Here is a 22309-nt window from a genome sequence, read left to right as displayed (position 1 = left end):
AAGAGGAAGAGTGCGTTGTTTTTACTTGAGGCATTCGCCAACTGATTTGCGTTCATCAAGAACATCTCCTATTTGGTTGTTTCAGACTTCGGTTCGTGTTGTACCGTTTGCAGCGGTCTCAAAACTGGCTCACTTTGCGGTGTGCCATCCCCAATCACCCACCTGCGCGGTTCGATTTCGGTATAGACATACCCTGTCACGATGAGATCACCATTGGTGTCCTCCCAGGGAGCTACCCAAATCCGCATAACCTGTGCTGGTGTACGAATTGGAATCGGGCGATCCGGAAGACGCGGTGCGACATAGTTGTCAATCACCGGGTCTCCGGAGCTAGATGAGTTCGCTGAAACGTTTGAGGAACCTTCGCCATCCGCTTCCGCTTTGGCCTCGACTTCCTCTGGTTTCATTGGACGCGGGACATTTCCGTCATTGGTTGCGGCGTAAACGTCTCGCGCTGACATACACTGAACACCATTCGGCATTCCCGGACAGCTATACTCATCCTTGCCGATGTTGAACGTCGAACAGCCCGACAAAATAAGTAGCGCTGCACCCACCCCCAACATCTTTGCGGATCTTACTGCCTGTTCCTTTTGAGCCTCGCCTCTGGAACTGCCCTTTCTGGTCAAAATGTTCAAATTTTTCATTTCTTGGTTCCCCCGGTGGAACGAATTTGTAGCTTGGTTCCTTTGGTCACGATGATGTCTACCTGACGGCCAGCATCGACCTCGATAACAGGGAAGATGCCTTCGGCCATGTCGATATAGAACTGAGCGATGCGATCTAGCGCCTTACTGGCCCCCTTCACTGCTGCTCCCTGCAACATCTGGTCGGAGAACACAGACTGGTACTGGGTATTTGAGCCAGGGTTAGTGCTAACGACCGGCACAGGATTGACGTCAAAGGCTTCGGAAACGCCACCAAGGAAGCCTGCCATCAAGCTCTTGGCGATGATTTGCCCCTGCTTCGATACGACGCGACCACGGACACCGGCCTTACCGTCTTCACCCACTGCATAGGAATCCAGCTTCGCTTCTATGACACCCCCATCATCCCGAACGCACGAGAAGGTCTCGCCACGCAGGTACGCTCGCTCTGAACTGAGATCTCCATAGCCTGAAACAATCAGGAAGCACTCACGAACATCCGCACGGAAGCGGTTAGGCAAAATAGCCTCTTTCTGAATCCTGAGGGTCGAAGGGAACGGATCTCGACGAGCACCTTGAGATGTTGGTGCGTCCATACCGTTGATGAGCACCCCTGTCAGGATGGAGCCAGAAGGTAGGTAGATAGACTCATCATCCTTGTTGTCCTTCTCTTCAACTTCTGGCGCTTTCTGCGAGTAGCTCACTATTTGGATGCCTGGTTTAGTTGCATCACGACCGTCTCCCTTGCCAGTTGCAGGAGCCCCACCCTTCGAGTCAGGAAGCGGTGCGTCCCGAAAAAAGGATGCAGGATCTTTGTAGTCGAGCTTTTTCTCCATGAACTGACCATCACCACCAGATGCACCATTAACATCGGCTCTGGCATCCTCTGATGAAGAGGATGTTTTTCCACCAGCAGCGCCGGTTTCGACTTTCTTAGCCAATTCCATGTTCTTCTGGGTCAGGCGGTCCAAATCTTGACGAAGGCGGGTCATCTCACGGCCAACATCACTGGATTTCCCGGCAGTGGTTTTGGTTTCCTCCAGCTCTTTCTTGACTCGTTCCAGCTCCTTTTTCAGGTCGGAGTTTTCACGAGACACCATCTTCACATCGGCAGACAACGAATCTATCCCGATCTCACGGGTGTTTTTGTCTGTGAGAACGTGCTTGATGGTTTCTTGGCGACCGCGCTTCTCTTCTTTCTTGGGTTCACCAGAGAACATTGTCACGACCGCAAAAAGAACGAAGACGCCGCCAGCGATAGACACCCAACGCTTCTTGTTGGGGTCTAACTGTGTCCAAAATCGCTTAATCATTGGGCACCTCCCAGCAGCGATGGACGCTTAGACGTTGGTGCGAGACCACGCTTCTGCTTCTTCGCCACATAGATCTCCGTCTTCTGGCCGGGCTCAAGCACGTTAAGCGGCCACGTAGTCACCGCAGCCACATCCCAGCTCCCACACAACGCCTCTTTGAACTCAATAGGCTGATCAGAGACGTTCAGGGCGACACCGATGAACACGTTAAGGTGGTGGCCCATCATGTATTGCCCCTTGCTGAAATCCACCTTTACCCCAGGATGAGCGCAGCTCGGCACCGCAGCACCAGCAGGGATGCGGTTCAACGTGTAACCTTGAGGGACTTCACCAAGAGCAATCTTGCGGAATACCGACCGGATGGTTTCGACATAAGGCTGGCTCTGTTCCCAGGTCTCAGCCTTGGTATTGGCAAAAGCACCAGTGATACCTACACCACCATCGAGCTTGAGAAAGACTTCTCTGGGCGGAATACGACGGGGAACCATCGTCAGGCTGAGAGCTTGGGCTTCCGAGCCTTTTTCAGTAATGAACATAGTCACCGGATACTGCTTATCCGTGGCGACATAGACCACATTCTCTTTGATGCAGACCTCACCACACTGGCCGTTATCCGTCGCCCCGGTCAGAGATGTTGAAACGATCTCAGGATTGCTGAAAGGCGTGACGATTCGGTTCGGATGACCAACGGCTATCGGGATGATCTGGTTAACCCCCGGCTTCATCGTCAGTAAGGGGTTTTCATTCATGCTGCCCACAACCTCATGGGAGCTTTGTCCTGACGTCACAGGGGCAGGAACATCCTTTTTCATAACACTGGCCGGGACAACAGGAATGTCATCCGAGGCATAGGCCATTGAAGTTCCAAGCGCCAAGGACAGCGCCAGGAGCGAAAGTTTAGCGTTGTTCTTCATGCTTTCTCCGGTTTTCTTCTTTGCGCTGGAGTTGCTCCAAAACAGTTTTGGTGCGTGGCTTTCCTACATAGGTGTCGATGTAGTCCAGCACGGGCGCGTAGTTTGAAATCTTGATGGCGAACTCGTAGGAGCGTTCGCTACGCTCTTCGTTAGAAGAAGCCCCTTTGACGTAGGAATATCCGTAGACAAACACCTTGTCGCTCTTGGGCTCGTACTCAACAAAACGCGGCTCAAACCGCATGGTTACGCGGTCGTTCTTGATCTGTTGAGCTTGAATTTCGATGGCATCAATCACGTCCTGATAGATGCTCGGGGAGAGAAGCGGGGTGATCCGTTCTTTCACAAAGTCAACGGTTCCTGGCGTCACATTGCCAAGGAGCTGAGCAAAAGCGAAACCCCAAGCCTCTTTATAGGACTGAGAGGCGTTACTTTTCGTCACCCAGGCTTCTTCCGTGAGCGTGAAAGGCTGGATAGTGACGATGGTTTCCTTGCTGAATACTTGGACCACCAGCAGGAAAACGATAGCAATAAGACCACCCTGGAAGATTCGCCCCCACTTATTTTCTGTTTGGGTCCCTTCCCAGGTCTTGAGATACTTTTTCAGGTTCAAGGCAAATACCTCCGGACAAACGGGTTCTTGAGAGATTTGGCCTTGGTCATGATGAACCCGGCCCAGTAGATCATGTGGAGCAGGTATCCATCCGGATGGTTATCCCTGAATCGGCGATAAAGGTTGGTTACAAGTAACCCCCCCAGAAAGCAGATCAGAGCCTTACCGATGATGACCCCTATCGTTAGCCCCAAAAGCATCGGGGCCAACTCATCTGCGCTCCACAACAGCAGATGCGGGGGCTCATCGACCCGGCGCGGTATCTTTACAGGCTTCATAGCAACCCTCTTCTTTTCCTAGTGGCCTGTATTCTCATTCAGGGTCACTGATTTTCTGCCACGGCTTCGCGCCCTTTTCGGGCACTTCCAGCGACAAATAAAAAAAGGCGGCCTAAGCCGCCTTTTTTGCGTTTACTGGATCGGTTATTGATTTTGAGGAACCGCTTCCGAATGTTTTTCCGAAGCCGCAACGCTAACTTCATTGGCTGGTCGGGCCACCTCCAGAGTTTTCACTTCCTTGTTAGCATTGGCTTTAAACTTGAACATCAGACTGTACGCCGCCAGCAGGAAGAAGCTGAGAATGCCCCAGTAGGTCTGAACCGTGCCCAGAGCCTTGGCCGGGTCACTTGCAGCTCTGTTGGCCGTATCAGCAGCCAACTTAACCCACTGACTCCAGTCAAAACCTGCCGCAAAAGCAGACAGCCAAAACGCGACGGCCACTGGAACGATGAAGATGCACATCAGCACCGCGTTCATCAAAAACCAGAAAAATTGTTTATTAAGGTTCACACTTCCTCCCATTAACCTAGAAAATTGAATGCGTGTTCCAGGTTCATCCCTGCAACAACACCTATAACGAACATCACCTGCCAGACAAGGAACTGCCAGGAGATGAATGAACCAGATGAGCTTTCGCTTTCTCTGACGTGAGCTTGTGCGGACATAGACCCTCCAAATAACTTGTCGTCATCACGGAGTAATCGTCTCTTAATTGATCAATCTAGGAACAGTGCTGTTACGGCCCATTTTGGGCACTTTATGGAGGTTTATTCGAGGAGATGATAAGAGCGGGAGGCGAAAAACTTTCACATGTGAAAGTTCAAAGCGGCCGATGGCCGCTTGTTTCACACTGTTCTATTGTAACGGAGTTCTCGATAAGCATCCCATGCTTGCTCTGATGAGACACCTCGACGACCAACATCTGTGGCGCACTCAAGGTCCATCTTGTACTGCTTAACCTTCTGGTCTGCTGTATCGCCCCAGCTCATGGCTGATGGGTACTTGGAAACACTAAACACATTTTCAAGTTCAGCCTGATAGTCGTCGTTTTGTAACAGAGGTTCGGTTTCACCATCATCCCAGCGAATGTAAGCCTTACCCTGGAGAGCCTTCAAATGCAAAGGCACCAGTAAGGTGGAAATCACTTCGTCAGCCCTGATGTCTTTGTAAGCACACCAGTGAGGTTTAACGGTGATCACACCATTTACCAAAACGATGTCACACGCCAGTGTCGCTTCAACATTATCGTTAACATCCTGCCGAGCGTAGATCTCCACGAAACCAACCTGCTCTGGATCAACCTTGTCGATGAAGCTCCAAAAGCTGGGGTACGACGTTCCATCGCTGAGCGTCAACTGACCGTCATGCTCTTTCAGTATACGGTTCAGTTGTGCAGTGAAGAACTCTGCCGACACTTTTCTTGCCAATGGTTCCATATCACTCAGTCGTAGAGTGGCTCCTCCACTCCCCTCATACACCTCTCCAAAAAAGAAATCTCTCTTACGCATTAGACTTTGCCACCTTTAATCGCTTGCTGGGTCAGCTTGATCCAGTTCAACGGGTTTTCACAGTCAACATGGTTGCCAGCGGCACCAACTACCGTTTTGTATGCCTCCGAGCCTGCCGCTGTGTGTACAGCCAGCATAAACGAAAACATAGGGTCATTTTGCATGGTGCCAATCATCATTGCACTGGAAGTGTCTTTGAGCTGGCAGTTTTCAACCCGCAGATTGAGTACATCTTTTGCCACCATCTGACAGTCGGGACACACCTTCTCAAGGTTCTTGAGCTTTGCGTCGTCATTGAGCACATCAGGAGCCGCGATGGCAGTACCGGCTATACACAGCCCCAGTGCCAGCAGTTGGAGTCTATTAGTTACTTTCATGGTTCCTCTCTATATCGTTCCAATTTCGTTTCGGTAAAAGAACAGTGGCCCAGTGACTGTTCTGAGTTCCGGCGTTACTTGCTTTACTCTTGAGCAAATATGCTGCTTGAAAAAGTTGTGGTATCCGTACAACGCTGGGCGTGTAAATACGGAAAAGATAATGAGGGTGATGGCCGCACCAGCGGCCCACCCGATCACGTCCGGAGAGATAAGTCCTGACACGTCTGAGATACGTTCTGGTTCAACCAAGCGGCACACCACCAGCACCCAGAACCACATTACCGGCATCACAAAGATCATCTTTCCGACGCAAGCAATGAGCACCTTCACCAAATTCAAGCTCTGCGCCCAGTAAAGCCACAACGCAGACAAGGATTGGCGACGTATCACCTGGTAGACGTTCAATGGGATGTCGCACAGATGCACCCCATCTTGATTTATAACGGAGTAGCTCATCCTCCCTCCCTATACCCGTTTCTGGAGGTTGCCGAACGTCAGGCCAACCAGGACACAGCACGTCATCATTGTCATCGGGATGACAACCGGATCGAGCGCTATGGGGATGAAGAACGCGATGAACAATCCGGCCATCAGGTACATCGTTCCGCGAACGCTGTAACGATGGAGAACCGGACTCGCATAATCGAAGTTGGTCCGCTTAATTCGCCATGTCATCATCCCGTCATATACCGCAGGTACGAACAGGATCAGCATATAGGGAGCCCACGCGGCTAACAGTGCCAACCTTGTGTAGAACTGGTAAATGACGTTGACAAAGGCTTCCATGCGGCCTTTGACCCACACAAACCAGCCCTTGCCCATGTCCTGCATCCCCTTGGACTTCTGGCGCTCCTCTTCTGATGGGATCAGCGTTTGGTACATCCCCTCATAGAATCCTGAATCAATAACGCTCGACCTGAACCAGGTAGATGCTTTGTTCTGTATCCAGTCTCTTGCTTCGACACCAAGACTCTGTTCCACCAGCTCGGATTCCCTTTTGATGGCTCTGTCTGTCCAGTCGCCAGGGATCAGCAGCAATATTGCCAGCAACTCAATAACCAGCAGCCATGCGACCAGCAACCACGGCTTCTTCATAGTCGGTTCTCCTTAAAACAGTTTTCACGCTCTCACAGGTGATGAGCTCATACAGCAAGCCACGCAAAGAGGTCTCATCCTCATGGGGCTGCGGGTTAATGGATAGTTCTCCTGGATGGGAAGAAAGCCACAGTGAGAACGACTCTCCTGAATCGACAGACCATGAATCACCGCCACTATCGACAATTTGCACTTCCAACGCCCGGCAGGTTTCGGTGATCAGGGTTTCCAGAAATGCCCCAATTCTGGCCGGGTCTTCATATTTCTCTCTCTGCTCATGAAACACGAGCTGGCTGTAGCGATGCAGAGCTTCTTCAATGATCGGGTAAATCACAGGCTCCTGATTAGCCTTAATCCCGTCTGTGATGTAGCAGCTCAGCTTCTCGATGATGGCCTCCGATGCAGGCCAGTCGAATTGGAGGATGCTCAGGATGTGAGCGTTCTTGCGGCCACGACTTTTCAATTCATTCATAACCCTGTCGAAAGGGTTCACATCGACCATGATGGCTACCTCGTAATTTCTATACTTCTTGTCACACATAGCTCTGCTCTTACTGGGTCAATATGGGCAGACGGCCTTTTACGATTGTTCCGCCTGAAATTTTGGCTATGTATTCCAGGTTCGGAAGCATTCCCAATAACTGGGCTGGGAACAGATCAGCTTCCTCCTCCATCAAACGCTCGCCTTGGTTGCCTCCGTGCATAATGGGCTCCTTGCCATCCGAGTTCTGGCCTTGAGTCCGCATGACGTACTTGAGCCGGGTCTTCGGCAAGTTATCTGCGATATACTCCTGTGTTTCACCATCGACGATACGCAGAGCAAACGTGTTGTTGATGTTCCCCAACACTTGGAGCGCTTTGTCTTTGCTACCCAGTCGAGCTGCGAAGTCAGCAAAAGTCTGAGTTGCAACGAAAAGACGAAGTTTCGCACCGCGACCTTTGTTCAGGAGCTGGATGAACGGGTCGTTGATCACCTCAGCAGCCTCATCAACAAAGATATTTACGGGTCTGTTGTTGACGCCGTAGTTGTATCTGTCACCGGCAACCGCTGTCAGGTCTGACAGGAAGATGGACCCCATAGCACTACCAACCATGTTGTCGGTCAGGGAGTCGAGCCCCAGATAAGCAACTTGAGCGTTGTTGATGATTTTTGCGGAATCAGTGATCTGGCGTTCGTCGCTCAGATCAGATGAGTCTGGAGACAGCAGAGGGCCTAGCTCCCCGGACGTCAGCATATTCATGATCGGCAGGAGGTTCGCCACCATCTTGGAGAAGTGGGTTTGGTCGTGCTGGAACATCGACAGCAAGCCTTCCAGATCAGAGTTTGGGTGCTCAGGTTGGATGATGTCGTAGTAGAACTTCATCAACGCGAAAGCGATCTTCTCACGCGAACCGTTTTTGACTTTCTCCAAATAAGCCGCTGCTTCTGCCTCCCAGTCGGGCATAACTCGCTCTGAGTAAGCCTGAACGGCCTTGATGACCAAGCCAGCAGCGCCACCTTCAAGGAATCGGCGGAGCTTTGTCAGGTTGGGACGATCATGAGTGATGACCAAGCCCTGAGCGATGTTGTTCAGTGCCTGCCATCCAAATGATTTGAACGGGTCGGCCCCTGCTTCGGACGGGATCAACGCTGCCAAACGACTTGCAATTTCAGTCACGCGGGTGAAGTTACGCAGAGGGTCGATACGCACCGACTCTTCCGGGAATGCTGGATGAAATGAGACGAATCTTTCCGGCTGCCCCATAGCTTCACAGGCACGTCGTGCATTGTCCCGCATCTCCTTATCCCCTTTCGGGTCTATGATGATCACGGCTTCCCCACGCAGAATGGCCTGTGAAATCAGGATGTCGAACATACGGGTCTTGCCCGAGCCGGTGGTCCCAACGATCAGCGAATGCCCCTCAGTGTGCTTGAGTGGCTGCATCAGCTTCTCTTCTTTGGGTTCTACCCCGTGAATCCAGGGCTGGCCGATTGGCAGCTCCTTTTTCTTACCCTGTATCTTCCGGACAACCTTTTTGACCGTGGACTCTCTCCCTACGATGGAAGTCCAGTCGCGTTTCAGGATCTCAAACACGCGCTGGGCATGGCGGTTTTCCCACAGGAACCCACTACCAAGCCACATATCGTCCGGCGTGTCCTTGATGTACTTTTGGAGCTCCGCAATAGAAATAAACTCCAGATCACGCCCCTTCAAATGCTTTTGGAGCAGGTGAAGTTTGATAGCCTTTGGCAAACGAGCCATCGCCATCACGCCACAGATCCCCGTCATCCAATAGAAGGGCTCCGGAGGCATCGTGCTGACTTGCTCTACGGCCAAAGCCGCGCCGGAGGCGGCAAGCCAGCCTGCTACAGCATTTTTTTCATAGTTGGGCCGCCACGGCATCTCGTAGGCGAGCGGGTCATAACTCATTGTCATGTTTCATTTACCTCTAAATACAGTTTTCCCTGACGTTTCTTGAGCAAAGGCCGTCTCTGTGCCCGGCTCAGCATCCCGCAGAGGATGTGTTTGCTGATGCCGATGTTTTCACCGGCAATCATGTCGAAGGCTTTGTCACTGGTTACTAAGCAGCCATCCTCTTCCAGGACAGGTGTCACGAGCCATCTGCCCGAGCGTTTTTGGATCATGTCCTTGAGCATCTGGAGTGCTTTCTGAGGCGTAACACCAGACGGCAAGAAATCTTCCGCGTTGATGTCTTTCGGGTTTGTTTTCGCCTTAGGCGGCTCAAACTCCCTAACCTCTGGCTCTTCCCTTTCTCGCACCTCGACGTGTCCCAATTCCTTCTCACGCTCAACTTTGGGCTCAGGAGCCACTGGTTGAACCTCCCGCTTAGGAAGGCGAGCCACGTTCTGTTTTTCTTGGACCGGCTGGCGCTGCGGCTCTTCAACCGGAGAAGTAACATCGACCTTCTTCTCCTTCTGCTGTGGCTGGGAGTCCTTACCTTTCGCCTTTTGTTCAGGCGAGGGTTTACCGGCGTTAACCTCAGGCTTCTGCTGCTGCGCCTTTTTTCGGCTTTGTTGTTTCGGTGCAGACTTATTCTTGCTTGCATCCAAGCCAGGGGGAGAGACGAGCTCAAAGGCATCCTGGTATCCCCCCATTGACGCCTCGGCATCCTTAATGGCCGCTACGACTGCATCTGAAAGCTGCTCCGCCAGTACAATTGCCTTCACTCCGCTGAAATCACGAACTTTGCGACCTGGCATAATCGGGTCTGGAACAATCGCGTTGGCGTGGGACAGCTTCGAGAGAACCTCTGACGGCGCACCCAGCGACCGAGCGCCATCCGGGTACAAAATGACGGCTTGACCCTTCATCAGGCATAGGACTTCGCCCAGCGTCGTTTTACCTTCCAAAACAGGCATGATCGCTTGTTCAAGCAACGCCGATGCTTCTCCGTACCCGGCTAACATCTCAACGAGTAAGGTCTTTGCGTCTTTCTCATGCAGATTAGGTTTGTCCGTAGGTGGCATTGCTGGCGCTGGTGTTGTTTGTTCTGGTGCGTCAGTCAGCATAGGGAGCGGCTCAATCGCCCATGATGGCGGTTCATCAGAACTACCGAACATTGGAAAGTCATCGCCCTGCAGGGAGTTTTGTTCTTGTGGAACGAAGTCCTGTTTTGGCTGCTTCTCTTGCTTTCCGGGCATTGCCACATCTGGGATTTCTGAGTTTGTTGCGTCAGTGCTGGCTGTCTCTGCCGATGCGCTGAATGCGTCAAACGGAAAGTCGATGTCCCCCAGTCCACCCCCAACATCCTTGAGTGCTTGTAACGGATTGTCGTTTGCCAAAGGTGGTGCGTTTTTGGCAATGTCCTGAGGGGACAAATCCTCTTTTGCCTCTGGTTTGTGGGGTTGTTTCTCTGTATCACTCTTCGGTTTTGCTTTGCCCGGTTTGCTCTGCGGCTTACCCTTCTTGCCAGCGTCAGGCTTAGATGATTCCGTTGATCCAGCATCTTTTTGCTCTGGTTTCTCCTCGACAGCATCTGAGGTGCTTTTCAGCATCTCCATCGCATCACCAAAGCCAAGACCAGCTAGAGCTTTCTCTGCTTCCTGCTCTGCGGCCAACATGTCATCGTTCAGAGCTGACACATCTTCCTCTTGGTCGTCATCGACTTCCTCAGGATCAACGAACTCAATCTCAGCGTCCTCAACATCACCAACAACTTCCGCAGCAACAGCCGCAGGAGGCTCAGTCGTAAACACCAGGTCGTTTGATTCGAGTCGGAGCATCAAGATCTTCACCGATCCCGCCGCCTCCTGGAGCATCTCAGGCAAAACTTCCCAGTAGCGGTAGTACGCACGTTCACCCTTCTCCTGCACCGTGTTTGGTACAGCAAAACCACGTTCGATGAGAATGTCGGCCAGTGTGTCAGGGTCTCGTGGAATACCGGGGATCTTGTCGTGGCTGATCAAGTCATAAAGGTCCCCAAGCTGTTTCCAGGCAATGAATACACCTTGGTTGAGGTGCCAGACTTTCGCGCCTGGCTCATTGACCTTCCATTTTCCGGTTTTAACCAGGCGGCGGATGGCATCGAACACGTACCGCTCGACAGGCACACCATAGGAGAACTCGTCCACATCGAGACGACTCTGGCGAAGGTCCCGTGAGACGCTCTCTTGGTCAGCGCGAAGCATCAGCTTGGTCACAGGCTGATTGACGCTGGTTCCTGAGATAGCTTCCAGCATCGCTTCCATGATGGACGGGCCAGACTTGGACAGAAACTCCCGAGTCTCAGCCGGAATAATTCGATCCACCGCCAGCAGCGAGAATTGCTCATGTCTTTTGTGTCGCTTGTCGCGCCACCGGATAAAGTAACGGTCGATTTCGTGACGGTGTGCCCAGTCATGAAGTGACTCCGAATACGGGTTCCATGTGATTGACCCGTCTTTGTCCGTAATGGACACATCCGAGAGCGGTTTACCCACATCATGCAGCAGCCCGGAGAAACAGCTCGCCAGTCTCCAACGCGGCTCATTGTCACGGCGTTCACGAGGCGTCCCCTCGATGGAAAAGATAACTGACTCAGATGCCTGAGCTGCCCAGAAGGCCACTTCAAGCCCATGTCGGAACAGACCACCAGCGCCACGGTGGTGGTGTGATTCGGAAGCTGGCAACAGGTGAACAAACGCGGCATACCGCTGGATCACCGGCAAAACAAGCCGGTTGAAGTCGTCCACAGTGAAACCGAGAGAGTTCCGCACTTTCTCAATCAGTTCAGCTTGGGTTGCCAGTATCTTGTCTAGTGGGGCCACTGGCAGGCCCTTGGCAAAAGGTGGGTATCGAGGGATTTCTTCATCTTCCACGTCTTTAAGCGGCAACACTCTGACGCTCGGCGCGGTCTCGATCACTCCACTTCGCCCACCAAATAACTTGTTAAGGGCTTTCAGCATGTAGGTTGACCATATTCCTATCGTATTTCTCGTCGCTACATGCTCTCAAAACACCTTTAGATCGCACACACGCCTATCTGTCCAATTTGGGCAGTTTGAGAAACCAGCTTTCCATCCCCCCCCTTTTAGAATGGGCTCATCGACAATTTTTTATGAGGAACGACACGATGAGACAACTGATAGCAATTCTGGGAGTGGCAATTCTGGCCGGGTGTGCCTCTAACGCCCCCGAGCAAAAGCCTCAGCCCCAGACTGCCCCTGCCGAAAATGACAAACCTGCCCGAGTTAGCCGGGAACTGTCGATGGCATGGGACAACATGGGGCGCGGTGGTGCTGCATTACGTCAACCTGGTTATATCCATGTGCTGGGCGACGGTAATGTCAGCGCAACGATGAACAAGGTCAAAGATGACTCCGCTGGTTCAGATAAAACTCCAGCAGGGATCAAACAGCACGGGGATGTCAACGAAGCCATCAATACCTTCAAGTCCATGAATAAAGGCAAAGGCTACTCGCTGTACGAGTTGTCACGCTGGGAACGCTATTGCGATGGTGGCAAAGGTATGGACGAGCACGATTGGCGCTTTGTGGAAGCCGAGGGAACCACAAACATCCCCAAGGACGTTGTAACCGGCTGCATACCACCTACCCACACCTATAAAGATTATCTGAATGCCTGGACGCACTTTTGCACCAGTCAGGCTGTAACTGACGCAGATCGCCGCATTGTGCGCGAGTCCGTGCGTCCCTATTCAGTGGTGAACCCATGCAAAGCTCTGAAATAAGAAACCAGACAGAGCTAGGCCGTAAGGCTGAGCTCTTCGACGCTTTATTAATCATGCTCCAGGAGGCCGGTTCGAGGGGTAATTCCAGCGAAGCGGCCTATGTCATTTCTGGAGTCCTCGAAAACCTCTCCAGAGACTACCCCGAAGTCAAAGGTCTGGCTCAAAGCTGGACTGAGCTGGCGAATCTGGAATCAAAGATGAGAGGAGCTGCTTAATGGACCTTTATATCTGCGAGAAGCCTTCTCAGGCAAAAGATTTGGCTGGCGTAATGAAGGCCTCCCAACGAGGTGATGGATTTCTCCATGATGGAGGAAACCGCGTTATTACGTGGGCGTTCGGCCACCTGCTGGAATTGTATATGCCAGACGATTATGACGAACGCTACAAGTCATGGTCACTGGAGACCCTCCCTATTGCACCAGAGTCATGGCGGTACAACGTTCGCAAGAGTGCGTTCAAACAGTACAAAATTGTTGAGGGACTGGTCAAAAAGGCGAGCACCATCTACATCTCAACGGACTACGACCGAGAAGGTGAGGCTATCGCCCGTTCGCTTCTGGATCGATTCCGCTACTCTGGCCCTATTCGCCGAGTTTGTTTGACGGCTCTCGATGAGTCAAGCATCAAGAAAGCGCTGAACAACGTAAAGGATGGCAAGGATACGGTCTCACTCTACTACGCCGCATTGGCACGGCAACGCGCTGACTGGTTGGTAGGCATGAACGTGAGCCGCCTCTACACAGTGCTGGCCCGAGATGTCGGCTTCAACCACACTCTTCACGTTGGCAGGGTTATCACCCCAACCGTCGCTCTTGTTTGTCAACGGGACCGAGAGATCGCCGGTTTCACCCCCTCACCATACTGGACTCTGGGTGTGAACGTGTCCGTACAGAATGGACAGTTTGCCGCCCAATGGATACCACCAGAAGAGTGCAGTGACGAGCAAGGCCGGTGCGTCAATAAGGCCTATGCCGAGCAGGTAGCCTCCCAGGTCAATGGTGCCAATGCTGTTATCAGCAAAGCAGAAACCAAACCAGGTAAAGAGTCAGCCCCCCTCCCCTTCGATCTAACGTCGCTGCAACAATACGCGAGCAAACGATGGGGATACACAGCTCAGCAGGTACTGGATGCAGCTCAAGCTCTGTACGAGACGCACAAAGCGACCACCTACCCTCGTACTGACAGTCGTTATCTACCCGAGAGCCAAAAGGAAGACATTCCGGACATTCTCCAGGCGCTCATTTTGTCCGATCAGAACGTCTCTGGGCTGGTGGCTGGCGCAGATCCTCATCGCAAGGCCAGGGTATTCAATGACGCCAAAGTGACCGCGCACCACGCGATCATTCCAACACCGGCCAGAACAGACATCAGTGCCATGTCTGAGATCGAGTTCAATCTTTACGACGCCATCCGTCGTTTCTACATCGCGCAGTTCTACAGCGAGTTCGAGTTCACCAAAACCTCCATCGAGGTGCAGTGTGGGCGTCACCTCTTTGCGTCCGCTGGTAAGACACCTACCAAACAAGGCTGGAAGGTTTTGTTTGCTTCTGATAGTGAAAGCAGTCCCAAGGACGAGGGGGAAGACACCGACGCGCCGGTTGAACAAGAGAAGCTCCCCAGGGTTAGCCAGGGCGAACCTGCCTTGCTGAATGGGGCCGAGCTGGCAAACAAAATGACGCGGCCAGCACCGCACTTCACCGAAGCCACATTGCTTGCCGCGATGGAGAACATTGCCCGGTTCGTGACTGAGGAGAAGTTCAAACAAATCCTCAAAGACACAGCCGGTTTAGGCACTCCAGCAACACGCGCAAGCATCATCCAGGGCGCTGTTGATAAAGGCTACTTCAAGCGTCAGAAAAAGGTACTGCTTGCAACTGATAAGGCTCATGCGCTTATAGCAGTGCTTCCACCAGCCATCAAATCACCCGGCATGACTGCGGCTTGGGAGCAGGAGCTTGAGAAAGTTGCCTCCGGCTCCGGGAACATGTCTGTCTTCATGAAGCAGATTTCCACCTGGATCTGCCAAATGGTTGAGCAGCTCAAAGTGGCCGCACCGGTTCTGACCAAAGAAGGTGGCGCGATGGCTAAAGCCTTCGAGGGCGCGAAGCCTCCTTCACACGAATGCTTCAACTGCGGTGGAGAGATGCACCGGATCAAAGGGAAGAACGGTTTTTTCTGGGGCTGCCAGAACGAGGCTTGCAAGAAGACGTTCCCAGACAACCGAGGGAAACCCGAGAAACGTATCGCGGCGGAGGATTGTCCAGACTGCCCAGATTGCGGTAGCCCGATGCGTCTCAGGAAAGGAAAAGCCCCTGGCAAGAAACGAGCCTCTAAGTTCTGGGGCTGCACAGCGTATCCCGATTGCAAAGGCACTATGCCCTTCAAAAAGTCGGACTTTATGGATTGATAGAGGAATTAAGTATGTTTGGAAAAATCATTTTAACTGCGATGCTCACAACCAGCTCTGCCACTGCCGAAGATGCCGGGAAGAACATCGCCTCAGGCTTGGCAACTGCATCTACCCGCCAAATAGGTCAGGCCATCATGCCAACTCTAGCTATCGGCTCGGCCATTGCAAAAAGCGCAGGAAAAGGCATGGTGTTAGGTTTCGCTGAGACATCTGCCAGCTATATTTCCCACGATGACCTGAGCGCCACTCGAAGCTATCAAAACCCTGAGGCTGTTGATATGGCAAAAGGCCTGGGGACCTTGAAAGACGTCCCTGATTTCCTCTACGTCATTACAGACGTAAATGCCAACATGGCTGACAAATGCAAGCGCGTCTGGGAGCCTCAATCACTGGCTTTAAGCCAATTGATTGTTGAGCTGGTGGCACTGCGTAAGACGAACAACAAAGGTAGCTACGAACAAGCGCTATCCCACCTCGATTGTTCAATATTCACAAACTAAAACAATTAAGGGGCCGTCGGCCCCTTATCTTTAATTACCCAAGTTCTTTTGATACCTGAGCTACAATAGTTTTAAATCAGAATACCAAAATCAATTCACATGGATGGCGAATACTTCAACCGGATAATCTCCAAAGTGCGGGTGCGTTATGACGTTCCTTGAGAAGCCACGCCAAGGACGAATCTCTATCCTGGACATATCTCCAGCCTTTGGGTAGCCACACTTAACATGGACTTCATCATACTCGCGCCCCTCTAGTCTTTTTATCCAGTAGTCTGTGACGAGGCGATATTCATCTGGTTTTTCTCCAGATTTGATCTGATCGAAGTAAATCTTTTTTACGGGCAGATGAAGTATTCTCTTTTTCATAATCACCACCTGATAGCTCATCAGACTATCTAACTATTAGACAAAACATCCCTTTTTCAATTTCTGTCTCTCTCGCCTCATGGGCCAATACAATATCCGCGATAACACGAATATTCCCTTCATAGTTGCGAATGGCCGCATCCCGCATCGTGTCTAAAGTGTCCTGACACTTCGCTCGCCTGAATTTAACGAGCCAACTTTGCCGATCTATCTTGTCCACACCAAATCCCATTCAGCGAACCATGTATCCAGCTTCTTTTGCCGCAGCATCAAGCTCGGAGGAAAAGTTAACGTCGGACTTTTCTGCCGCGTTATAGAGGGCTCCACACTTGGGCCATGAGCGCCCTACCAGTTTCATCGCCAACGCATCCGCCAGCATTTCTCGGATCTGTGTTTCAGCCTCACCAAAATCGGCTAGAGTTTCGTCTATGCCCGACTCTTCCATCAGCTCGATGAGCTGAGGTTGTTTGAGCCAGACGCCTGTTTGCATTTCCAACTGGTCTCTTGCATCTGCCACCAATTGGCGTTCAAGGGTGACGCCATTTACGGTCTTAACAAATTGCTTTGGCTGACGCTTTACCTTTTTTGGTCTGGACACATCAGAGATAACCGTCACCGGCTTCCCACGCAGTTCACGCGGCAACGGTCCACTTAGCCCCAGAACTAAGCGACGAGCGTACTCATGCTCGTATGGTTTCAACCCTCGACCTTCACGGTACATCTCAGTATCCACCAGCAGATCACCGCGCAGCCTCGCGTTTTTCCGCACTTGTTCGGACAAGACCGATTTGCCCTTCCCGCTGGCTCCCATTACGAGCGAGTGAGATTCTACTTTGTTATCAAAAAACATAATTCCGCCCCCAAAGAGGTGTTGCTATAAAACATGGTTTGAACATCTGGCGCTGTTATTGCGCCCACCGATACTCTGGGCAACGCACTCTGTTGTGGCCGCTTTTCCCTTTGCTATTGGTGATGTCATCTTCATTCTTCGCAGCCCCCAGCTTACTCAGTATTTCAGCTTTTGTGGCGCGATGACCGCGTATTAAAAGAGCATTCAGCAGGTATCCAGTGAACACCTCTGTACTCGGCATACGGTCAAGCAACTCAACATACTGCTCATCCGTCAAATCATGGATCTCACAATATTTTTCCACCGCCTTTTCGTAGGCTTCTGCGTAGCCATGAGTGGAAATCCTGAAAACAATATCCCCATTGCCGTAGCCTGGCTTTGTGACGAGAAAACAAGGTGCGAAGTAGGTTCTCTTCACCCCCATCCGGCTCCGGTTCTCGATACTGATATAAGCCCTCAGCCCCTCAGCAATGATATTTGGCCCGGAGTTGCGTCGCCGCTTACAAGTCTTATTCTGACGCTTCACCTCTTCTGCCTCAGCTTCCCACTTTCGGTCCAAGCTGTAGGCCAGCCGGTGAGCTGTTGCGTAGGAATACTCTCTCAAGGAGAAGTATTCCTGCCGGTAATCATCCGCCACCCCAACTGTTCGTGCGACACGGAACCCGACGAAACCGGCGTCATGGGTTCCCTCGCCGTAGTAAATGACTGCCATTATTTACCTTCCTTACTTCTGATACCGTGCTGCACCACGGTATGGCGACCGCAATTCACATTCAGGTGATCCCGAACTGCGGCCATGACCGCTGAATGCAATCTGTAATCCACACTCTGCCCAAGTGTTTCTGTCGCTTGTTCTTTTGCCATCCACGAAATATCAAAGCTATCAGGTATCGACATCAACTCCTGAACCAGATCGACCGATGGCTTGTAAATGCGGCCACCGTCTTGGATGTACACTGCATCCTTTACCCCACGATCCTGAGACTTGAGGATGGTCGGGCAACTGGTGCTTTCTCTCGTCAAGAACGCAGGCATCCTGCGAGAAGTTGACTCTCTGGCCTGAATTGACTTCAACGCTGTGACGTCTGCACAATCCCCGAGGTGCTTCTCGATCACCGGCCACAATCGTCCACCAGCTCTCTGCTCAGGTTTCGGTGGAACGAACCCAGGGAAGACCGACGCCACCATGTAATAGCGTTCTCGCCCCTGGTACGCGCCGAAATCCAGACCGTTCAAGACCATCTCAGTGAGGAAGTACCCCATCCGCCGCAGTGTCGTTCCCATCATCGCCCCGGCTCCGGATGCTTTGAAGTTCGGGACGTTTTCCACCAGCACGACGGCAGGGTTCACGACCTCGATCTGTTTTAGTGCCGGGTAAACCATGTCGAGCATGGTGGAGAGATCTTCAAGAGAACGCTCTTTGTCCCTTGGACTTTTGGCGTTTGAGTGGTCATCACACCCCAACGAGTAATGGGCCAAACCAATTGGTGGGCACTCCGCCAGCAAGGCTCCAAGGCGATCCAGCTCCAGGTGATGAATGTCTTCATTCAGCAGGATACGCGGGGAGCTGTTCACCAGCGTATTGAGCGCATGTACTTCACTCAGGTTCCGCCCGGATGCTCTGTCTCTGGCTTCAACTGGACGATGTTCCAAAACAATCTCAGCCTTCCAGCCAAGCGATTCCATAACATGAATGTCTACCCCGCCAGTCAATGCCACAAAGGCACGGAAAGGGCTGGTTTTTCTGAACCGATCAGCAATGGCAAAGGCTCTGTTTGCGACGGGAGTGAAGACTACTCGACCTTTTCGCATTTCGACGTGGAAACGCTCTGTATAGCGAGGGAAGCACTTATCTATGAGCCCTTGTCCAGAAAACTCAATAACGGTTTCCAGCGGGTTGTTGGAGCGACTCTTTGGTTGATACCGGCGCTGATAAACCTGGTGTGTCTGTAGTTCATCGGTCGCTGGGATCACCGAAAAACCGCCCATCCCCTCCCCTGGCTCAACGGCGATGCCCATACCTGGCTTGAACCCCATAACATCCAAAAAGTTGGACGAAACCCTAACCTTGCGTTTATCGCCTACTCGATTGAACGCAAGTTGTTTGGTTACTACGGAGGGGGAGACGATCGGTAACATTGGTCAACCTCTTTTCTTCTTGTTTTGCTCGCGCTTCACCATTGCTCCAGCAGCTTTCAGAAGTCTCTGGTTCTCCGCCAGCTCCTCTTGGAGTTCCTGAGTATCCTCTTCTGTCTGAGCCTTTTTCAGCTCGGCCTCGCAATATTGGACCTCTTCCTGCAAGCTGACTTTCGCAAACTTGAGAGCGGCCAGTCGCGTCGTATAAACGCCAAAAGGCAATTCGCCACCTTCCCGGAACTGCTTCAAGCACCAGCTCGGTATAGATGGCAACCAACCAAAGTCCCCATTCTTCCGTGACCTTTTCCCCCACGTAATCCCATCTAACTTTTGGGCAAGATTGACATAGCGTTGATCGCTGGTTGAGTTGCGTCGTTTCTGAATAGAGCGAACTATCCACTCTGTAACCTCGACCTTTGCTTTATCATCATCAGAGATGTAATAAAGGGCTGCGTACAACACAGCGCCTTTACGAATGACTGATGGTGGGTATGCCTGGGCTTTCATCTATCCCCCTATCGCTTTTTCTGTCCGACAAGACGGAGATGATCGGCGGCCAAGTCATACTGCTCGTTTTTGTCGCGGCGGCGGAATCTGTCAAAAAACTTCCCTCGTGGCAGGGTTTCTTCCATAGCGATCAGGCGGTTCAGCCACACTTCTTGAGGTAGCATCCCTGCTGGAGTCGGCCCGAGCTTACGTCCTTCCTTGACGTGCTCCATTGTTTGCGTGGCAGTAAAAATCGCACCACCAAACTTTCTCCACTTGAATTGCAGGGGCATATCTGGAGACTCATCCAGCATCAATTTCTTATTGGTTTGTTCTGTCACGACAATTACTCCACCATCCATTCTTCACTAAGCAGGAACGCCCAGCGCTCTTCTGCTTTTTCTGGGTTGTCTTTGGCCTGTTTGATCATGATCTCGGCGGCGTTAAAGCCTACCTCTCCACTGAACCGGCCCCATGAATGGCTATGCCACTCGCGCATCACACTTCGGCCAAGCGATGCAAGTTCTGGACTTACACCCTCATGGAGGGCATAGAGCTCCCAAGCATCCCACCCGTATCGTAATAGGTTGTGCCCTGGGGCGTTAAAGGCCTGAGCAGCCTTGAACCGCTCTCCAGGCTCCTTCCCTCTAACATCCACACCCTGGAGCACCAACCCCATTACCACTTCAATGACAGGCTCGCGTTGCTTCTTTGCCAGCTCGATGGCAGCCACCAGCATTGCTTTGGCGTCAACAAATTTCCCATGCCCTTGGCACATACCGCAGGTTTCTTTGGAAGGGGAAAAGTCATAAACACCGGAACCAGCACAAAGGCGGCATGTCAGGTCAATCATGGGCTCTTCTCTCCTCATACTCTTCGATGCGCTCTTTCAGACGCTGAACCACTGGTGCGAGCTCAGGGATAGCTTCCGCTTCCTCAAGCGTGTATCGCTTGTCTTCCTGGTAATCGACTATTTGAGGAGGCCTTGGCTGTTTAGGGAACTCAGCAAAGTCATTCAGCGACATCGAGGTAGGAAGTCCTCCTTCAATCTCACCTTTTTCGTTGAGTGACTGAGTGACGATAAGCTGTGTTCCGCCCACCTCGGTATCAAAGCGGTCATCAAAGCGCTCACCGATAGTCCAGCCGCCACGGCCAAGAACACAGGTCGTACTCATACGTAGGCGATTGAATGCTTTAGCGTCATCCCAGTTCAAAGGATTTTCATCCATGAGGAAAAAAGGCGCTTCGTCCCGAACGAACACCTTGGACTTGGCGTTATCGAAGATCGGCCCAAACACCCCCTGCTGGAGGTATGGTTCGACTTTCTCTGCAAGATCCTGGTGCCCTTGAGAACGCAGCGCCTCATAGAGCTGGGTGATTGTTTGTTTGCCGGTGTCCGGAAGGCAGGACAATACTGTCTGCTTTTCCTCGTCACTCAGGCTTACCATTCTGGACAAAAAGCTGACTACCAGCTCGTTGTGCCCATCGACCGTTTCAATGTTGAGCTTGTTCTCGTCCATCTTCTTCCTCAGTAATCGGTTCGATAAATTCAATGGAGTCCATGCTTACATGACTGATAATGGCTTTCAGGCCGCAGCAGTCGCATGGTTCAAAGGTCAGTTCTGATCCCTTGGGAGACTGATGCGTGACCGTTGCCACAGCCCCTAGAGGGATCAACCCCCAGCCGTTTTTTAGTACCCGAGTAGTTCTGACCAGCCGACCTTTGTACTCTCGTTTCAGTTTCGGATGCGGCACTACCGCATATCGCTTACTCATTTCGGTCCCCTTGTACCAAAGGCTCGACAACCAGCTCTTGAGCTTCGTCCCAGTCGGACACCTTTGCATCACCAAACGCAAAGGCAATTCGCATAGCCACTGTCGGCCTGCCTATTTTCATCAAGTAAGCCGCAGCACCGGCACACATCGACTCTTGTCCCGAAGGTGCATAGTTACCCTCTTCATCCCATTCACCACCTGACTTTGAGTGCACGGTCTTGTGGCAATGAAACGTCGTCATGTCGTTTTCAACGATGTCGTTGATGATGCCTTCTAATCGCCCAGGGGCCAGCTCGATAGCGCCCTCCTTCCGGAATGGACAGTTGGCGCAAGGTTTCTTCAAACGGAGATGATTTGCTTGCTTTGGCATACATATCACTTTTACAGCATCATTTTATGATTCTATGATATAGCCATATTCCGTGTAGTCAATATCTCACTAACAATTACTTTCTATCGGACGCTTACGCGCCCATTTTGGGCAGATAGACAAGTTATTTGGGCGTTTGGGCGTTTGGAGTGTGCGAGGTGGACAGCGGGGAGACTTTCACATGTGAAAGTTTTGTTTCTTGGTATCGTTTTATTGTCTCTTGATATTATTTTATGATGCTGTAATAATCATAAATAAGGGCCGCATCGCTCTTCGACCTTCGTTGCAGCCCTTACAACACAATCAAGCAATTAAGGAGCTTTGTTATGCTGCAAGGCAATACTAACACGAATAAGCGCATCCCGCTCGCGGCGTTCATGAAATGGCCGCTGGCGAAACGTCAGGACTTCATCGACCGGGAAATGTCCGGTTGCCCCGACTTTATCAAGACGTCTTTGCTTCGGCATTAAGGCGATCAGGCAGGAAAGCAAAGAACCTC

At 51.8% G+C, this 22309-nt stretch carries 29 protein-coding genes; 5 read left to right on the top strand and 24 right to left on the bottom strand.

All coding sequences use genetic code 11. The annotated features are described in order from the left end of the window. Positions 1-68: 68 nt before the first annotated feature. From traV to mobH, 14 genes are all read right to left on the bottom strand, one after another. Positions 69-647 carry a type IV conjugative transfer system lipoprotein TraV gene (traV, locus tag SB028_RS20055; RefSeq protein ID WP_000793435.1) on the bottom strand — a complete coding sequence of 193 codons (579 nt, stop codon included), beginning with the start codon at positions 645-647 and terminating at the stop codon, positions 69-71. Next, a complete protein-coding gene (locus SB028_RS20050) occupies positions 644-1957 on the bottom strand; it encodes a TraB/VirB10 family protein (protein ID WP_024131605.1) in 1314 nt (437 codons plus the stop codon). The genes traV and SB028_RS20050 overlap by 4 nt, the downstream gene beginning before the upstream one ends. Further along, positions 1957-2874, bottom strand: coding sequence for a type-F conjugative transfer system secretin TraK (locus tag SB028_RS20045; protein WP_000794249.1), 918 nt, complete (start codon positions 2872-2874; stop codon positions 1957-1959). The genes SB028_RS20050 and SB028_RS20045 overlap by 1 nt, the downstream gene beginning before the upstream one ends. Further along, positions 2858-3484 (bottom strand): TraE/TraK family type IV conjugative transfer system protein, encoded by a 627-nt coding sequence (locus SB028_RS20040; RefSeq protein ID WP_001049717.1) that lies wholly within the window; start codon positions 3482-3484, stop codon positions 2858-2860. The genes SB028_RS20045 and SB028_RS20040 overlap by 17 nt, the downstream gene beginning before the upstream one ends. Further along, positions 3481-3762: a type IV conjugative transfer system protein TraL gene (gene traL / locus SB028_RS20035; protein WP_000805625.1), complete on the bottom strand. Its 282-nt coding sequence runs from the start codon at positions 3760-3762 to the stop codon at positions 3481-3483. Before traL ends, SB028_RS20040 begins: the two co-directional genes overlap by 4 nt. Before the next feature lie 144 nt (positions 3763-3906). After that, positions 3907-4272, bottom strand: a complete 366-nt coding sequence (locus SB028_RS20030) for a hypothetical protein (protein WP_001052530.1) — start codon at positions 4270-4272, stop codon at positions 3907-3909. 11 nt (positions 4273-4283) lie between these two features. Beyond that, complete coding sequence (locus tag SB028_RS20025; protein WP_001275801.1) at positions 4284-4427, bottom strand: hypothetical protein; 144 nt, start codon at positions 4425-4427, stop codon at positions 4284-4286. A 180-nt stretch (positions 4428-4607) separates the two neighbouring features. After that, complete coding sequence (locus SB028_RS20020; RefSeq protein WP_001231464.1) at positions 4608-5270, bottom strand: hypothetical protein; 663 nt, start codon at positions 5268-5270, stop codon at positions 4608-4610. Beyond that, the gene (locus SB028_RS20015; protein ID WP_000869297.1) at positions 5270-5647 is read right to left on the bottom strand and encodes a hypothetical protein; all 378 of its coding nucleotides are present in this window, start codon (positions 5645-5647) and stop codon (positions 5270-5272) included. The genes SB028_RS20020 and SB028_RS20015 overlap by 1 nt, the downstream gene beginning before the upstream one ends. A gap of 241 nt (positions 5648-5888) precedes the next feature. Next, positions 5889-6065, bottom strand: a complete 177-nt coding sequence (locus SB028_RS20010) for a hypothetical protein (protein WP_169342285.1) — start codon at positions 6063-6065, stop codon at positions 5889-5891. A gap of 47 nt (positions 6066-6112) precedes the next feature. Next, positions 6113-6742, bottom strand: a complete 630-nt coding sequence (locus SB028_RS20005) for a DUF4400 domain-containing protein (RefSeq protein ID WP_000743449.1) — start codon at positions 6740-6742, stop codon at positions 6113-6115. Then, positions 6699-7244, bottom strand: coding sequence for a hypothetical protein (locus SB028_RS20000; protein ID WP_000228720.1), 546 nt, complete (start codon positions 7242-7244; stop codon positions 6699-6701). Before SB028_RS20000 ends, SB028_RS20005 begins: the two co-directional genes overlap by 44 nt. A 49-nt stretch (positions 7245-7293) precedes the next feature. After that, complete coding sequence (traD, locus tag SB028_RS19995) at positions 7294-9159, bottom strand: conjugative transfer system coupling protein TraD (RefSeq protein ID WP_000178857.1); 1866 nt, start codon at positions 9157-9159, stop codon at positions 7294-7296. Then, on the bottom strand, positions 9156-12128 hold the full coding sequence (gene mobH / locus SB028_RS19990; protein ID WP_001326173.1) for a MobH family relaxase: 2973 nt from the start codon (positions 12126-12128) through the stop codon (positions 9156-9158). The genes traD and mobH overlap by 4 nt, the downstream gene beginning before the upstream one ends. A 167-nt stretch (positions 12129-12295) precedes the next feature. Here mobH and SB028_RS19985 point away from each other — a divergent pair, with 167 nt between their 5' ends. The 4 genes from SB028_RS19985 to SB028_RS19970 are packed head-to-tail and all read left to right on the top strand — an operon-like array spanning position 12296 to position 15823. After that, a complete protein-coding gene (locus SB028_RS19985; RefSeq protein WP_001249395.1) occupies positions 12296-12913 on the top strand; it encodes a hypothetical protein in 618 nt (205 codons plus the stop codon). Further along, positions 12895-13128 (top strand): hypothetical protein, encoded by a 234-nt coding sequence (locus SB028_RS19980; protein ID WP_001191890.1) that lies wholly within the window; start codon positions 12895-12897, stop codon positions 13126-13128. Before SB028_RS19985 ends, SB028_RS19980 begins: the two co-directional genes overlap by 19 nt. After that, on the top strand, positions 13128-15320 hold the full coding sequence (locus SB028_RS19975; protein ID WP_000366823.1) for a DNA topoisomerase 3: 2193 nt from the start codon (positions 13128-13130) through the stop codon (positions 15318-15320). Before SB028_RS19980 ends, SB028_RS19975 begins: the two co-directional genes overlap by 1 nt. 14 nt (positions 15321-15334) lie before the next feature. Then, the gene (locus tag SB028_RS19970) at positions 15335-15823 is read left to right on the top strand and encodes a hypothetical protein (RefSeq protein WP_000467110.1); all 489 of its coding nucleotides are present in this window, start codon (positions 15335-15337) and stop codon (positions 15821-15823) included. A 90-nt stretch (positions 15824-15913) separates the two neighbouring features. Here SB028_RS19970 and SB028_RS19965 read toward each other — a convergent pair whose 3' ends face one another. From SB028_RS19965 to SB028_RS19915, 10 genes are all read right to left on the bottom strand, one after another. Continuing rightward, the gene (locus SB028_RS19965) at positions 15914-16192 is read right to left on the bottom strand and encodes a hypothetical protein (protein WP_000746034.1); all 279 of its coding nucleotides are present in this window, start codon (positions 16190-16192) and stop codon (positions 15914-15916) included. Between the two features lie 232 nt (positions 16193-16424). Further along, positions 16425-17042 carry a hypothetical protein gene (locus SB028_RS19955; RefSeq protein ID WP_000464630.1) on the bottom strand — a complete coding sequence of 206 codons (618 nt, stop codon included), beginning with the start codon at positions 17040-17042 and terminating at the stop codon, positions 16425-16427. Between the two features lie 55 nt (positions 17043-17097). After that, on the bottom strand, positions 17098-17754 hold the full coding sequence (locus SB028_RS19950; protein WP_000268552.1) for a hypothetical protein: 657 nt from the start codon (positions 17752-17754) through the stop codon (positions 17098-17100). Then, positions 17754-19181 carry a DNA cytosine methyltransferase gene (locus tag SB028_RS19945; RefSeq protein ID WP_000936897.1) on the bottom strand — a complete coding sequence of 476 codons (1428 nt, stop codon included), beginning with the start codon at positions 19179-19181 and terminating at the stop codon, positions 17754-17756. Before SB028_RS19945 ends, SB028_RS19950 begins: the two co-directional genes overlap by 1 nt. Positions 19182-19184: 3 nt before the next feature. Then, positions 19185-19685: a hypothetical protein gene (locus SB028_RS19940; protein WP_000647188.1), complete on the bottom strand. Its 501-nt coding sequence runs from the start codon at positions 19683-19685 to the stop codon at positions 19185-19187. Positions 19686-19693: 8 nt separating this feature from the next. After that, positions 19694-20005 (bottom strand): hypothetical protein, encoded by a 312-nt coding sequence (locus SB028_RS19935; RefSeq protein ID WP_002210541.1) that lies wholly within the window; start codon positions 20003-20005, stop codon positions 19694-19696. Positions 20006-20010: 5 nt separating this feature from the next. Continuing rightward, positions 20011-20517 (bottom strand): hypothetical protein, encoded by a 507-nt coding sequence (locus tag SB028_RS19930; protein ID WP_000566443.1) that lies wholly within the window; start codon positions 20515-20517, stop codon positions 20011-20013. Beyond that, positions 20510-21184, bottom strand: coding sequence for a hypothetical protein (locus tag SB028_RS19925; protein WP_000344149.1), 675 nt, complete (start codon positions 21182-21184; stop codon positions 20510-20512). Before SB028_RS19925 ends, SB028_RS19930 begins: the two co-directional genes overlap by 8 nt. Then, on the bottom strand, positions 21159-21440 hold the full coding sequence (locus SB028_RS19920; protein WP_000044823.1) for a hypothetical protein: 282 nt from the start codon (positions 21438-21440) through the stop codon (positions 21159-21161). The genes SB028_RS19925 and SB028_RS19920 overlap by 26 nt, the downstream gene beginning before the upstream one ends. Continuing rightward, positions 21433-21810, bottom strand: a complete 378-nt coding sequence (locus SB028_RS19915; RefSeq protein ID WP_001125904.1) for a hypothetical protein — start codon at positions 21808-21810, stop codon at positions 21433-21435. The genes SB028_RS19920 and SB028_RS19915 overlap by 8 nt, the downstream gene beginning before the upstream one ends. 326 nt (positions 21811-22136) lie before the next feature. Between SB028_RS19915 and SB028_RS19910 the strand changes: the two genes are divergently transcribed. Then, a complete protein-coding gene (locus SB028_RS19910) occupies positions 22137-22280 on the top strand; it encodes a hypothetical protein (protein WP_000939033.1) in 144 nt (47 codons plus the stop codon). Positions 22281-22309: the final 29 nt, after the last annotated feature.

This window comes from Proteus vulgaris, from assembly GCF_033708015.1.
Lineage (GTDB): Bacteria > Pseudomonadota > Gammaproteobacteria > Enterobacterales > Enterobacteriaceae > Proteus.
This window is presented reverse-complemented; position numbering and strand designations above follow the sequence as displayed.